The sequence below is a fragment of the Rhodobacter sp. CZR27 genome (genome assembly GCF_002407205.1).
In the GTDB taxonomy this organism is placed as follows: domain Bacteria; phylum Pseudomonadota; class Alphaproteobacteria; order Rhodobacterales; family Rhodobacteraceae; genus Cereibacter_A.
Genome location: NZ_CP023548.1, coordinates 1315805 through 1330134 on the forward strand (window position 1 = coordinate 1315805; position 14330 = coordinate 1330134).

Annotated in this window: 13 protein-coding genes; 4 read left to right on the plus strand and 9 right to left on the minus strand. The window is 69.9% G+C overall.

What is annotated here, in order from left to right; genetic code table 11:
* Positions 1-248 precede the first annotated feature (248 nt).
* Positions 249-947: a VIT1/CCC1 transporter family protein gene (locus CK951_RS06515; RefSeq protein WP_096785379.1), complete on the plus strand. Its 699-nt coding sequence runs from the start codon at positions 249-251 to the stop codon at positions 945-947.
* Between the two features lie 9 nt (positions 948-956).
* On the opposite strand, the gene CK951_RS06520 is transcribed toward CK951_RS06515, so the two are convergent.
* Positions 957-2279 (minus strand): ATP-binding protein, encoded by a 1323-nt coding sequence (locus CK951_RS06520; protein ID WP_096785380.1) that lies wholly within the window; start codon positions 2277-2279, stop codon positions 957-959.
* Positions 2276-2935, minus strand: a complete 660-nt coding sequence (locus tag CK951_RS06525) for a response regulator transcription factor (RefSeq protein ID WP_096785381.1) — start codon at positions 2933-2935, stop codon at positions 2276-2278. The genes CK951_RS06520 and CK951_RS06525 overlap by 4 nt, the downstream gene beginning before the upstream one ends.
* 147 nt (positions 2936-3082) lie before the next feature.
* Here CK951_RS06525 and CK951_RS06530 point away from each other — a divergent pair, with 147 nt between their 5' ends.
* The 3 genes from CK951_RS06530 (at position 3083) to CK951_RS06540 (ending at position 5286) form a co-directional block, all read left to right on the plus strand.
* The gene (locus tag CK951_RS06530; RefSeq protein WP_198402413.1) at positions 3083-3385 is read left to right on the plus strand and encodes a PepSY domain-containing protein; all 303 of its coding nucleotides are present in this window, start codon (positions 3083-3085) and stop codon (positions 3383-3385) included.
* Between the two features lie 6 nt (positions 3386-3391).
* Positions 3392-3994 carry a cytochrome b/b6 domain-containing protein gene (locus CK951_RS06535; protein WP_096785382.1) on the plus strand — a complete coding sequence of 201 codons (603 nt, stop codon included), beginning with the start codon at positions 3392-3394 and terminating at the stop codon, positions 3992-3994.
* A 251-nt stretch (positions 3995-4245) separates the two neighbouring features.
* Entirely contained in the window at positions 4246-5286 is a 1041-nt protein-coding gene (locus CK951_RS06540; protein WP_096785383.1) for a cytochrome-c peroxidase, read from the plus strand.
* Between the two features lie 319 nt (positions 5287-5605).
* Here CK951_RS06540 and CK951_RS06545 read toward each other — a convergent pair whose 3' ends face one another.
* From CK951_RS06545 to CK951_RS06575, 7 genes are read right to left on the minus strand one after another with little or no spacing between them, the layout of a single operon-like run.
* On the minus strand, positions 5606-6661 hold the full coding sequence (locus CK951_RS06545; RefSeq protein WP_232520701.1) for a hypothetical protein: 1056 nt from the start codon (positions 6659-6661) through the stop codon (positions 5606-5608).
* Positions 6630-7808 (minus strand): glycosyltransferase, encoded by a 1179-nt coding sequence (locus tag CK951_RS06550; RefSeq protein ID WP_232520702.1) that lies wholly within the window; start codon positions 7806-7808, stop codon positions 6630-6632. The genes CK951_RS06545 and CK951_RS06550 overlap by 32 nt, the downstream gene beginning before the upstream one ends.
* Positions 7787-8926, minus strand: coding sequence for a glycosyltransferase family 2 protein (locus CK951_RS06555; RefSeq protein ID WP_096785385.1), 1140 nt, complete (start codon positions 8924-8926; stop codon positions 7787-7789). Before CK951_RS06555 ends, CK951_RS06550 begins: the two co-directional genes overlap by 22 nt.
* Positions 8923-10134 carry a glycosyltransferase gene (locus CK951_RS06560; protein ID WP_096785386.1) on the minus strand — a complete coding sequence of 404 codons (1212 nt, stop codon included), beginning with the start codon at positions 10132-10134 and terminating at the stop codon, positions 8923-8925. The genes CK951_RS06555 and CK951_RS06560 overlap by 4 nt, the downstream gene beginning before the upstream one ends.
* Complete coding sequence (locus CK951_RS06565) at positions 10131-11525, minus strand: O-antigen ligase (RefSeq protein WP_096785387.1); 1395 nt, start codon at positions 11523-11525, stop codon at positions 10131-10133. The genes CK951_RS06560 and CK951_RS06565 overlap by 4 nt, the downstream gene beginning before the upstream one ends.
* A complete protein-coding gene (locus CK951_RS06570) occupies positions 11522-12703 on the minus strand; it encodes a polysaccharide deacetylase family protein (RefSeq protein WP_096785388.1) in 1182 nt (393 codons plus the stop codon). The genes CK951_RS06565 and CK951_RS06570 overlap by 4 nt, the downstream gene beginning before the upstream one ends.
* A complete protein-coding gene (locus CK951_RS06575) occupies positions 12700-14328 on the minus strand; it encodes a hypothetical protein (RefSeq protein WP_096785389.1) in 1629 nt (542 codons plus the stop codon). The genes CK951_RS06570 and CK951_RS06575 overlap by 4 nt, the downstream gene beginning before the upstream one ends.
* Between the last annotated feature and the right edge of the window lie 2 nt (positions 14329-14330).

The window sequence follows — 14330 nt, forward strand, 5'->3', positions numbered from 1 at the left end:
CTCCCGGCGGCGTCCAGCGCGTCGCCGGGAGCCTCGGCCTTTTTCCGCTCCTCGTCGGAGGATGCGCGCCACGTTGACGAGACCGAATGATCGAAAGGAAGCGACGCGGTAACCTTGGTGGTCAGGGGCCTGTTTTCGACCCCGGCCGTGCCGCGAAGGCGGCATCCTGCCGGTGCTCCTGAATGGCCTTCGCCGGCTTTCGGACCCGATCCGGCGCGCGTCGCGTATCGTCTTCAGGGAGTAGAGCCATGACCAGTGTTTCCCACGTCGACATCCACACCGTCCACCGGATCGGCTGGCTGCGGGCCGCGGTTCTGGGCGCCAACGACGGGATGGTATCAACCGCGAGCCTTCTGGTGGGCGTGGCCGCCGCGGGCTCGGGCCGGCCGGAGATCCTCGTGGCGGGCGTCGCGGGCCTTGCTGCCGGTGCCATGTCGATGGCCGCGGGCGAATATGTCTCGGTCAGCTCCCAGACCGATGCCGAGCGGGCCGACACCGAACGCGAGCGGCAGGAGTTGCGCGACATTCCCGCGAAGGAACTGGAAGAGCTGACACGGATCTATGTCGGGCGTGGGCTTGAGCCGGGGCTGGCGCGCGAGGTGGCGCTTCAGTTGACGAAGCGGGACGGGCTGGGCGCACACCTGCGCGATGAACTCGGGATCTCGGGGATGGGGCCGGCGCATCCGGTGCAGGCGGCCGTGGTCTCGGCGCTTACCTTCGCGGCGGGGGCGGCGCTGCCGCTGGCGGTGGCGCTGGCCGCGCCGGAAGGAATGGTCGCGGTCGCCGTCGCTTTGGCGACGTTGCTGGCGCTGGTCGGCCTCGGTGCCCTCGGCGCCCATGTCGGCGGGGCGCCGAGGGGCCGCGGCGCGCTGCGGGTGGGCTTCTGGGGCGCCATGGCCATGGCGGTGACCGCTGCCGTTGGCCTCGTGTTCGGCGTGGCCGCCTGAGCGGGCCTTTCAGGCAGGCAGCCCGATCGTCGCCTCGAAGCCATCGGCCCGGCCGGGGATCGGAGAGCGCAGGCCGAGCGTGCCGCCGGCCCGCTCGGCAATGGTGCGAACGATGGAGAGGCCAAGGCCCGAGCCCTCGCCCGCGCCGGGCGCGCGCTCGAAGCGGCGGGTCAGGCGGGCGAGCGCATCGGGCGGAACCGGCGTGCCGCCGTTGCGGACCGAAAGGTCGCGGCCGGGCGTCAGCGTGACCTCGACCGGTTCGCCGGGTGCCCCGTGGCGCAGCGCGTTCTCGATCAGGTTGCGGCAGAGGATCGCGAAGGCGTCCGGGTCGATCCGGCTCGGCACCGCCGCCTCGGGCAGCGCCAGCACCAGCCGGTCGCCGGCACCCGCGCGCGTGAAATCCTGGACCACCAGCGACAGGATCGGTCGCAGGTCAGCCGGCCGGTCGGCCAGCCCGCGCCCCCCTTCGGCACGCGCCAGTTGCATCAGCTTGTCGGACAGGCGCGTGAGGCGTTTCAGCGTGGCCTCGATGTCGGCGGCCCGCCCGGCAGCCCTGGGGTCCGACGTCTCGATGCGGATGCGCTGCGCCTGCGCGGTAGCGCCGGCCACCGGCGTGCGCAGCTCGTGCGCGGCATGGACGGCAAAGGAGCGCTCGGCCTCGAAGGCCGCGCGAAGCCGCTCCAGAAGCTGGTTCACCGCCGCCGCCACCGGCGCGATCTCGGTCGGAAGCTCGGCCTCGCCCACAGGAGCCAGGTCGCCGGCGCCGCGACGGGCGAGGGCGTCGCGCAGGGCCCGCACCGGCCGGAAGCTCCAGCGCACGACCGCCACGATCCCGGCCAGCGCCAGCGGAATGATGACGACCAGCGGCAACCCCAGCGCCATGCCCAGCTCGCGCGCGACCTGGGCGCGATGCGAAAGCGGTTCGGCCACCGCGATCGTCACCGTCCCGCGAAGTGCCAGGTCGCAGTAAAGCCGGTGCGTCGCTGTCTGCGTGAAGCCGGGCGCCGTGCAGGGCGGGAAGTCTGCCGGCTCGGCGCGGTGCGAGGCGATCAGCACCGCCCCGCCCGCGTCGCGCACGAGGTAGGTGTAGAACTCCTCGTGGGCGCGCAGCGCGGCGATCCGCTGCCCGGTGGCCGGCTCCTCGCGGCCCACGATCTCCATCACCGCGAGCGGCAGGATGCGCTGCGCCGTCTCCTCCAGCGTCGAGTCGAACACCTCGTCCAGCTCGGCGTGCAGGATGCGCGAGGTGACCGTGGCGCTGCCGACCCAGAGCACCGTCACCCCCGCGCCGAGGATCAGCGCGAGCCGCGCCTGCAGCGAGCGCACCCTCACGGGCAGCCCAGCTTGTAGCCGAGGCCCCGCACCGTCTCGATCACGGAATGGTCGAGCTTGCGGCGCAGGCGACTGACATAGACCTCGATGGCGTTGCTCTCGACCTCGGCGTCGAAGGACCAGAGCCGCTCTTCCAGCTGCGCCTTCGACAGGACCTGGTTGGGTCGGGACAGGAACGCCTCGAACAGCACCCATTCGCGGGCGGTGAGCGGGATCGGCTTGCCGTCGCGGCGAATGCTGCGGGCGGCGAGGTCCACCTCGAACGGGCCCACCCGCACCAAGGGGTTGGGATTGCCGGAGTAGCGCCGGGCGACGGAACCGATGCGGGCGGAAAGTTCGGCCAGGTCGAAGGGCTTCACGAGGTAATCGTCGGCGCCCGCGTTCAGCCCGTCGATCCGCTCGGTGATCTGGTCGAGCGCGGTCAGGATGATGACCGGCGTCGCGTCGCCCCGCGCGCGCCGCCCCCGCAGGAAGGGGATGCCCAGCCCGTCGGGCAGCATGAGATCCAGCAGGATCAGGTCGTAGGCCGCGACGGCCAGCGCGTCGGCGGCCTCGGCCAGCCGCCGCGCGCGGTCGATCGTGTGCCCCTCGTCGGCGACGTGGTCCGCCACCGCGTTGCCCAGAACCTCGTCGTCCTCAACCAGCAGGATGCGCATGTCACTCTCTGTTGCCGCTTCCCGTCACTTTCGGCCCCTTGCCTGACGGCATGCTGACAGATTTTCCTTCCGCCTGTCAGGTGGCCGTAAGGCGCGCCGGCGAGAAGGGGGAACGATCCCATGGAGGCGATCAGGATGAGGCCGGGAATGCTGACGATGGCTGCACTCGCGACGGTGGTGGCGGGGGCCGCATGGGCCGACGACGACTGCAGCGTGCCGATGGCCGACTGGCAGCCCCGCGCCGCGGTCGAGGCGCTGGCCCTGTCCGAAGGATGGACGATCCGGCGGCTGCATGTCGATGACGGCTGCTACGAGATCGACGGCTGGGACCGCGACGGGGTGGAGGTCGAGGTGACACTCGATCCGGCCACGCTCGCGGTGGTGGAGATCGAGATCGACCAGGAAGACGGGAGGCGGGACAAGCGCCGCCCGGAAAACCGAAAGGAGTAACAGAGTATGATCCGCGTCTGGGATCCCGTCGTGCGCTTCTTCCACTGGGGCCTTGCCGCCTGCTTCGCGCTGGCCTGGCTGACGGCCGAGGAGGTGCAGGGCGCGCACGAATGGCTGGGGTATGCCGCGGCTGCGCTGGTGGCGTTGCGCGTGGTCTGGGGCCTCACGGGCTCGCACTATGCGCGGTTCGCGCAGTTCGTGCGTGGGCCGGGCGCTGTCGCCGCCTACCTGCGCGACATGGCGACGGGGCGCGAGCGGCGCTACGTCGGCCACAACCCGGCCGGGGCGGCCATGATCGTGGCGCTGCTGCTGTCGATGGCGGGCACCGCCTGGACGGGCTGGCTCATGGCCGAACCCGAGCGCCAGGTCCTGCTGCCGGCGATCGTGGCGCCCGCCTTCGCGGACGAGGACGGCGAGGGCGAGCATGGCAAAGGTCGGGGGGACGGCGCGGTCGAGGAAGTCCACGAGGCGCTGGCCAACCTGATGCTGGTTCTCGTCGTGCTGCATCTCGGCGGCGTGGCGCTGGCCTCGATGCGCCACCGCGAAAACCTCGCGCGGTCGATGGTGACTGGCCTGAAGCGCCCCGCCGAACCCGGCGACGTCGCCTGATCCGCCAGACCTGTTCCGGGCCATCTGTCCCTTCGGCCCGTTCCTGCCCCGCCGGTGTCCCCGCCGGCGGGGCTTTTTCATGCCAAGGCCGAGTGTCAGGGTCCTGTAAGGTTGGTGTGCATGATCGGCCTTGGCCGAGTCCTTCGCGGGAGCGTCCAGTGGGCCCGGCCGGAGCGGCGATAGCGGCTGCGGTATCAGCCGGCCCATGTCGCTTCCCCGATCGTGCGATCACGACATCCCGAGGATTTGCGATGCCACGTACCGTTCCCCTTCTCGTGCTCCTTCTCACGCAAGGTCTGGTTCTTCCCGCTGCGGCCGAGGCGCCTGACGACGCGGCCTTGCGGAAGGAGGCCCTCGGCCTCTTCGAACCGATACCGCCAAAGCCTGAGCCGGTGCCCGATCCGGCCAGGGTCGAGCTGGGCCGCGCGCTCTTCTTCGAGCCGCGCCTGTCCGAAGGCCACAACATCAGCTGCAACACCTGCCACAATCTCGGCACCGGAGGTGCCGACCTTGCCAGCGTGTCGCTCGGCCACCGCTGGCAGAAGGGCGGACGAAACTCGCCCACCGTGCTCAATGCCGTCTACAACACCGCGCAGTTCTGGGACGGCCGCGCCGCCAACCTCGCCGAGCAGGCGGGCGGCCCGATGCAGAACCCGGTCGAGATGGCGTCGAACCCGGACCACGTGACCGAGATGCTCAGCGGCATCCACGGCTACGCGCCGCTCTTCGCAAGGGCGTTCCCGGGCGAGGCCGACCCCGTCAGCTTCGCCAACGCGACCGCGGCCATCGCGGCCTTCGAAGAGACGCTGATCACGCCCGATGCCCCCTTTGACCGCTGGCTGCGGGGTGACGACACCGCACTTGGCGAGAAGGAGAAGCAGGGGCTTCAACTCTTCATCTCGGAAGGCTGCGCCTCCTGCCACAACGGCCGCAACATCGGCGGCAACGGCTACCAGCCCTTCGGCCTCGTCGAGACGCCGGACGCCGCCGTCCGCCCGCCGGACGACAAGGGCCGCTTCGCCGTGACTAAGACCGCCAGCGACGAGTATACCTTCCGGGTGGCGCCGCTGCGCAACGTGGCCCTGACGCCGCCCTACTTCCACTCCGGCGCGGTCTGGGACCTGCGGACGGCGGTGCAGGTGATGGCGACCGCGCAACTCGGTGCGAACGTGAACGAGGCGCAGGTGGACGAGATGGTGGCCTTCCTCGTCAGCCTCACCGGCGAGGCGCCGACGGTTGTCTATCCGGTCCTGCCGCCCAGCACCGCAGACACGCCGCGCCCGAAACCCTGACGGCTCACGCACGCCATGACTGGCCGCTGGGAGCGGCCGGCCCCCTTCCCGGAAGTGCCCCGACTGTCCGGCCTACGGCGAGACCCTACCATGACCGGAAGCGGGCGCGCCGCAGGTATCGCTCGCGGTTGGCGACCAAGAAGGCTGCGCGGATCCCGGTATGGGCGACACCTTCGTAAGACCGAAGACGGCGCAGCTTCGATCCCGGCAGCCTTGTCAGGCGCCCGCCCTTGCACGCAGGGATGGGGAACGCCCGGACGCCGCCATCCCGCGGCATCCGGGCAAGGCAGCACGCCTTCATTCCGAAAAAAGGGCGCCTTCAGTAGTCCTCGTCCTGATCCGCGCGGGTCAGGTAGAGAAGGCCCAGATCCTCGTCCAGCGAGACCGCGTCCTCGGCGGCGCCGTAGTAGATCTGGGCAGGGCGCGTCGGCTTGCTGCGGGAAAAGCCGGCCATCCTTGCCGCCTGCATCAGGGCCTCATTCACCACGCAGCCAAAGACGGCGACCTCGGCGCCAAGGTTCTCGAGGCGCCGGGAGGCCGCGCGAAACAGCAGGGCGAGGTCGCGCGGATCGTCGTCGATCGTCAGGATGTCGGTGACCTGAGCGGTGCCGCGCTTCGGATCCGTGTCGTGGCCGATGGCGACGTAGCCGCGCAATTCGCCATCGCGGCGCAACTGCAGGACATCGTATTTCTGCAGCGGCATGTCGCGGAAGCGCCAGACCATGAAGGCCGAATCCCGCACCTGGATGAAGGGGTGGTGGGTCACGGCCTTCTGCCAGAAGGCGTCATGCTCGGCCCCGAACTCCTGCGCAACCGTGATGGTCTCGCCTCGCCTGAGCCGCGAGCCGCCAAGTCCCGAGAGCGCGCGCCAGGCGGACCAGACGGCGTTGACCAGCCCTGCCACGGGCGCGGCAGCCGGCTTGCGCCGCGCCAGGGCGCTGCCCGCGCGCAGCGGTGCGAACATCTGAACGCGCGCCCTGCTGTGCGCGCCATATTTCTCGTTTACCCGGGCAAAACGCTCGTCGATCGGGATGCCGATGCGACGAGCGGGACCGGCATAGAACGCCTTGATCAGGTTGATCCCCAGGCCGCGCTCCTTCGGGTCGATGTTCGTGCCGAAGGGAGAGAGAAAATAGCGCCGCTCGCCATGCAGCATGTAGGCCGAGACGCCCGTGATGCTGCCGCCGACGAACCGGCCGTCCCGCCATGCCGTCAGCACGCGGACCGCCGGCGCGTCGGGACCCAGCGGCGGACTGAAGATCCAGTCCCAGGCCCGGGCCTTGCGCTCGACCGCCTGGGCATCGAACGTCTCGGCCATCTTCGCCAGAAACGTGTCGCGGATCTCAGACCCTCGCGTTTCGATCGTGACTGCCATCGGTCTCTCCTTCCTGTCTCGACGATGCCGATGCCTTGGCCGCAACCGCGGCGAAGACCTGTTCATGGGCCGCGACAGCCCGGGCCACGCTGAAGGATGCAGCCACGTCGCGCGCCGCCCGGGCATACCGCTGGCGCGCGGGCTGGTCCTCGGCGATCTCCGTCATGGCACGCGCGACCGAGGGCGTGTCCGCCACCGCCACCAGATGCCCCGTCCGGCCGTCCTGCAGCAGAAGGCGCGGCCCGAAGGGGCAGTCGACGCTCAGGACCGGGACACCCGCGGCCATCGCCTCGACGATGGCATTGCCGAAGCCCTCGCGCTCCGACGTGCAGACGAACAGATCGAAGGCCGCGAGCCGCGACTGCACGTCCTCGACGTAGCCCCCGAAGACCACGGCGGATCCCAGCCCGAGGCGTGCGACAAGACGGTCCAGCGCGGCCCGTTCCGGCCCGTCGCCGAAGATCGTCAGGCTTGCCGCCGGCTGCCGGCTGTGGAAGGCGGCGAAGGCCTCGATCAGCAGGTCGAAGCGCTTGACGGCCGCCAGCCGACCGACGCTCACGATCCGCAGGGCGGTGACGGGCTGATCGCGGGGTGGGGCAACGCTGTCGACGACCGGGTTCGGCAGGCAACGGAACGGCGGCGCCGCGGCGCCGAGGTAGTCCCTCATCTCGTCCCCGATCCGGTCCAGCGGGGCGACCATCAGATCGGCAAGCGGATAGGCGCGGCGGATGCCGAAGCGGCGCACCGCCAGCAGCTTCGCCGTCGAGAGACTATAGTCGAGGGGGGTATGCTCGCTGATGACGACGCGCGTCCGGCCGCCGCCCAGACGCGCCGCGGTGGCCGCATAGATGTTCGTCGCGTTGGTGGCGCTGTAGAGAACGTCGATCCGCGCGTCGCGAAGGAGGCGGGCCAGTTCCGGCACGCAGGCGGGCGGGCGGGGTCGGCGCAGGACGATCACCTCGACATCCGGCGGCAGCAGCTTCAGATACTCGCCCTCGCGCCGCTGCAGGATCAGCACAGGTCGGAACCGCCCGCGGTCGAGGTGCCGAAGCAGCAGGAGCACGACCCGTTCCGCCCCACCGTGACGCAGATGCGGCAGGAAGAAGCCGATGCGGATCGGCCCGGTCATTCGCGCACCGGACGCCATGTCACGCTCTTGTGCCCGCTGTAGTAGCGCAGGATCCCGCGCAGCATGGCGACATGCGTGAAGAGGAAGAAGGCCGCAAGCGCCGCGGGCCGAAAGCGGCGGAACGCCGGAAAGGCCATCGCGGCAAGGCCCGCGGCATAGAAGATCAGCTGCGCGGCCGCGGTCACGGAATAGAGCCAGTGCTGGCCCATCAGGGCCAGGTTCGAGACGAACAGCCCGATCAGGAACAGCGGATTGAGCCGCCGCACCAGCTTGTGCGAGAACAGCTGCCAGCCATACCAGCCGGTCCTGAGCGGGTTCATCAGCGCCCGGTGCACCATCAGCGCGCGCCAGCCGCGTTCGGTCGAGCGGGTGCGACGCCCCATCTCGCGGCCGAGCTTCTCGCTGACGGGTTCCGAGGTCGCGGCGCCCGGCTCGAACACCAGCCGCCGGCCGGCGGCGACGGCATTGACCGACATCAGGAAATCGTCCGCGCATCCCATGATCAGCGGCTTCGTCAGCTCGCGCCGGATGGCATAGATCGACCCCTGTGCCGAGACCGTGCCGCCCAGCCGGGATTCCGCCGTCTTGATCGCCTGATCGTAGCGCCAGTAGAGGCCCTCGGCCCGGCCCGTCGGCCCGCTCTTTCCCGACGGGACCGTGATCCGGCCACAGACGCCGCCCACCTGCGGATCGCCGAAATGCCGAGCGATGGCGAGAAGCGAGCCCGGTTCCAGCAGGCTGTTCGCATCGGTGAACACGACCACGTCGCCCCGACAAGCGGCAAGCCCCATGTTGATCGCATCCGCCTTGCCCTGATGCTGGCTCAACTCGAGCACCGTCACGCGCGGATCCGCGACCTCCCGTGCCAGCTCCACCGTCCGGTCGGTCGATCCGTCCGAGACGACGATCACCTCGACCGAGTGGCCCCCCGCATCCTGTGTCAGCGTGTTGCGGATCTTGGCCTCGATATGGGCCGCCTCGTTATGGGCGGCGATCAGGAAGCTGAAGGTCATCGGCGATGTCGGAGGCACGGGTTCGCGCCGGGGGGCCAGACGCGACAGAGCCGCCACCAGCAGGCCATAGCCCGCGATGCTGTAGACGAGCGCCACCGCGCACAGCCAGAAGATCCAGGTCATGCGGCCTCCCTCATGGCCCGCAGAAGCTCTGCGGCATTGTCCTCGATCAGATATTCGGCACGCACGCGCTCCCGCCCGGCCCGCGCGATCGCCATGGCCCGAGGCCAGTCCTCGCGGATCGCCGCCAGCGCTTCCGCAATCCCGGCGGCATCGCCCGGCTCGGTCAGCCAGCCGGTCACCCGGTCCTCGACCAGTTCCGGGATCCCGGACAGCCGCGAGGCGACGAGCGGCCGGGCATGGGCCAGCGCCTCCATCGCGACGACGGGGATGCCCTCGACCCGACCCTTGCTGCCGACGACGGAGGGCACCACCACCGCATGCGCCCAGCGGTAGGCGGCGCGCACGGCCTCGGCATCCTTCGGGCCGTCGAAGGTGACGATCCCCTGCAGACCGAGCCGCGCCACCGCCTCGCGCAATGTGGCTTCCAGATCGCCGCGACCGATGATCCGGCAGCGCAGCGGCATCCGGTCCCGCAGACGCGCGAGCGCCTCGAGAAGATGGATGACGCCCTTCTTCTCGATCAGCGAGCCGACGTAGAGCACGTTCAGCGGACCCTCCCCCGGAGCCTCCGGTTCCGGCGCCTCCAGCAGGGCACGCGGCACACCGCAATGGATCAGCCGCAGCCGCTCGGCGGGAAAGCCCGGGACGCGGCCCAGCCAGTCGATGTTGTAGCGGCTGATCGAGCGCACGAAGCGCGCCCCGGCCGCCTTTTCGGGCAGGAGCGCCTGCGACACGAAGATGTCGTTGGCATGGGCCGAGAAGCTGTAGGGCACCCCCGACACGCGCGAGGCGATCATCGCGACCGTCGCGGGGAAGCCCGCAAACTCGGCATGGATGTGGTCGATCCCCTGCGACCGGCACCAGTGGCCAAGCGCCACCGACTTCGGCAGCACCGCAAGGCTGCGCAGCCCCCGGCCGACCTCGCTGCGGTGGCTGCGGGCGAGGGTCGCCCAGAGCCCCATCTGCCGGATCGGGTGGCGCAGCGCCTCGCGCCCCAGCGCCAGAAGGCTGCGCGGCGCGAGGAAGCCGAAGGTGAAGGCGCTGTCCGCCGTGTCGCGGGCGAAGGCGTGGACCAGCTCCTGCGGGAAATGCTTCTTGGCGTAGAACAGCCAGACCTCATGCCCCGCCCGGCGATACTCGGCGATGTTGCGGTAGACGAAGGTCTCGGTCAGCTTGGGAAATTCGCTGACCACCACGAGGATCCTCATGCCGCCCGCTCCTTCTCGTTCACCCGGTAGAGCGCCGCGCAGAGGCCGCAGAGGATCCAGGTGTATTTCGTGTATTCGTTCGGCAGGAACAGGCTGGCGATGAGATAGGCCAAGAACCCGAACGCCAGCGACAGGGCCCAGATCCGCAGGGTTTCGCTGGCCGGGCTGCGCAGCACCCGTCGCAGGGCTGCGAACGCGCCGCCCAGCATCCCGAAGAATGCAGCGGCCCCCAGGACGCCGTATTGCGTCAGCACCGACAGATACATGTTGTGCAACTCGCGCCCCAGGAGCGTCCGCCCGGGATAGTAGCGGAACTCGGGGTCGTTGAACCGCTCGGCGAAATTGCCCGGCCCGATGCCGAAGACGGGGCTTTCGGCGAACAGCTGGATGCCGATCAGGTTGTAGCTGAGCCGGCGCCCCAGCGTCCAGTCGCCGCCGCCGCCGAAGATCGTGCCCATCCGCTCCCAGTATTCCGCGGGAATGAAGGGCAGGGCGGCCAGGCCCGCCACCACCACCCCGAACAGCGCCAGCGGCGCGAACCGCGAGCGACGGTAGCGCCAGGCAAGGCAGAGCCCCACGATGCCGTAGGCAACCGCCGCCGACCGCGCGAACGAGAAGATCAGCGCGATCGTCCCGAGGCCCACCACGCCCAGCAGCAGCAGCCGGAACCTTGGCGACTCCATCGCATGGACCAGGGCCACGACAACCCCCACGAGCAGGAGCGAGGCGGCCGTGGTCGGGTTCTGGTCCGACGCACCCGAGGATCGCACGAACCCCTCCGAGGACTGGGCCGTGGTCGCAGCCTCGGAGGCCGCGACCAGATGGGTGCCCAGCACGGTGTCGGCGATCAGGATCAGGGCCGAGACCAGCGAACTGACGATGAGGATCCAGACGATCACGCCCGCCTTGCGCGGCGTGTCGACCAGCACGACGATCAGCAGCAGCAGAACCTGAAGGCTTGCAAGCTTGCGCATCTCGGTCAGGGCGACCGCCCGCTCGGCCGAGAGCAGGAACGACACGATGCCGAGCGCGCCGAAGATCAGCGCCGCGACGACGACCGGATCCCGCAAGGCGGTGGCCACCCAAGCACGACGCTGCGCCGCGGTCAGGACCGTCACGACCAGCGTGGCGGCGGTCAGCGCCTTGAAGGCGGACAGCGGCAGAAAGCCGAAGATCAGCTTCTCGATACTGTCCAGGTGACTGAAGAACACCAGAACGGCGATGCCCGAGAACGGATAGCTCAGCAGCACGACCCCGCCGACCAGCGCGACCGGAACCCCGATCGCCAGCACCGGCGATGCGAGCACCGCCATCACAAGCGTCGCGAGCCCCGCAAATACCGACGTGCCGACGACTGCCAGGCCTTCGCCGATGCGCCGCAGGTTCGTCATGCATGCACCCCCGGCCTTGCGAAGCGGCGGCGCCGGATCAGCGAGGCGGCCATGACCAGCGGCGCCCAGTAGAGGGTCCCGCTCATCAAGCCGAGCTTTGCCCGGAACGCCAGGTCTTCAAGCCAGAGAGGCCCGCCGCCGAAGGCATGATCGTGCACATGGACCCGGCTGAGCACCGCGGGATCCTCGTCCGGGCGGTTCTCGCCGCGCCCGCCGGTGAAGCTTCGGAATCCCGCGGCCTCGGCCGCGCGGCGCGCGGCGGGCGTCCAGCGGTCGAAGGGCCAGCAGAGGAAGCGCACCTCGCGCCCCAGGATGCCTTCGAGGCGCGCGCGCGCCTCGCGCAGTTCCGCCTCCACCCGCCGGTCGCGGGCCGCCTCGTCCTCCTGCGCGCCATCGCGCCACCAGCGCCCGCAAAGCTTCGAGTCGCTCTGGCGGATCGGATCGCCGAGGCGCAGCGGCGCCGGGCCGTCGGCCTCGAACCACCGGGCCTTCGGGCCGGGCGACAGCGCCCAGACATGCGGCGCATACCGGCGCCAGTTCCCGGCATCGAGGTGGCCCGCAATCCGGTCCGAGACGGCGATGCGGCCGTGGTCGAGGCCATGCGACGCGATCTCGATCAGCGGGTCGGCATCCATGGCGCGCAATTCGTCGGCATTCATGTAGCCGATGCCCTGGCTGCGCAGCCCCCTGCCGGGATCGATGAAGTCGGCAGAGACGAAGATGGTCGCGGGATGGCCGAACTCGCGCAGGATCGGCGCGGCATGCAGCATGTTGTCCAGATACCCGTCATCGAAATGCAGCACGACCCAGCGCGGATCGACGGAGGCACCTGACTCCCGCCTCTCCCTCAGGCAGGAGCTGGAGACGACGATCCGTCCGAGGTTCCGCAACACCTGCATGTGGCGGCGGAACACCTCGGGCCGGACGGTGATGCTGTCGCTCCACGGCAGCCAGCCGGCCTCGGGCGCGATGCTGTGATAGACGATCACCGGCACGCCGCCCGGGCGCCGCATCCCGCGGCTCCCCAGCCAGACGAGCAGTGCCGAGCCGGGCAGGACGGCCAGCGCATGCCCCTGACCGGCAGCGGCCAGGGGCAGCAGCAGGGCCAGGGAGACGCTGGCCGCAAAGCGCAGCAGGATCAGCCGCCGCGTGGTCCGCCGGTCGGACCGCTGCCTCACAGCACCACCAGATAATAGGCATGCATCTGCAGGGCCTCGGCACGGGCTTGCAGCGTTTCAAGCTCGCCCCGGTCGAGATCGCCGGACCGCAGCGCGACGATCACCACCTGGCCGGCGAGCGAGGACCAGTCGGACGCCGCCGTCAGCGGCGGCATGGGCACCGCGCTGATCGGCTTGTCATCGCTGCCTTTCGCGCCATCGAACATGCGTGCCAGTTGCTGCAGCTGAGCCTCGGGCAGGAAGCCCGTCACCTTCAGCGCGCGTCCGGGCCAGCCGCCCCGGTCCGCCGAGACGCGCCGAACCAGCCGCTCCACATAGGGCACGTCCAGCTTCCGGCCACGGGCTATCCGCCCGCGCGTCAGCGGCGGCAGCGGCCGCGTTCCGGGGATCTGCCCGACATCAAGGTTCGTGCGCACCTGAGAGCCCAGCGCATCGCGCGCGATGACGGGAACGAGGGCACAGATCGCCCCGACGATCGCGGCGATGATGGTGTTCACCGCCAGCTTGGGGAACTTCGGATAGAGCGGCGTGGTCGCCGGATTGATGATCATCACCTGCGACAGCTCGGCCCGCGTCGAGAGATCGAGCGCGACGCGCCGTTCCTGCAACTGCAGAAGATCGGCGTCGATCGCCGCCAGCTGGTCATCGGGGATGCGCAGCAGCGCCTGTGCCCTGTCAAGCGCCGCCAGAGCCGCCTCCTGATCGGCAAGGCTGTGCTGCCGCTGGCGGCGGAGTTCTATCAGCCGCTGCAATTCCGCCTCGCCCGTGGCGAGCACTTCGCGAATTCCGCGCGCGATGGTCACGTCGGTCTGCGTCGCGAGCGATTGCCGCAGCACCTCGAGCCGGCGCGCCTCGCCGCTCAGGTCGGCCTCCGTCGAGCGCAGGGCGTCACGCGCATCCTGGCGCGCCTGCAGCATCACCGCGCGTTCGGTAACCGGATCGGTCACGCCGAGCTTCTCGGCCAGCGCCTGCCGTTCGTTCCGCTTCTCGGCCAGCCGGACCCGCGCCGCCTTCTCGGCCTCGGCAAGCGTTGCGGCGATCACTTCGGCATCGCGGCGGAACGAATCCTGCGCGACCTTGACATAGGCGCGGGCGAGGACATTGGCCGCGGCCGATGCGATCTCGGGAATGTCGTAGGTGATGCTGATGCTCAGGATGTAGGACCCTTCGACGATCTCGACCTCAAGGGCGTTCTGCAGATCCGCCACCATCTGCTCGCGTTCGCTGAGCGGCACGAAGTAGCCGTAGTTGAGCGTGTTCCAGACCCGCCAGATCCCCGTCGTGATGGCGGAAAGCACGGTCGGCTCCTTCGCCGGGATCTGTCCGCCGAGTTCCTCGATCAGCAGGTCGAGCGCGCGCTCCGCGACGGGGCGGCTCAGCAGGCGCTCGATGTGGGACTGCGCGATGATCGTGGCCGGGTTGAACTGGCTGACCCCCATGAAGCTGCGGTTGAAGCGCAACTCCTCCTCCGAAGGCTCCATTGTCACGGTGACCGTCGCTTCGTAGAGCGGCCTGGCCTTCAGCAGGATGGCGCTGAGGACGAGCGCGACGAGCCCCGCCCCAAGCGCGCAGGCAAGGATCATGCGGTAGCTGGCGCGAATGAGATCCCGAAAATGTGTCAACATCT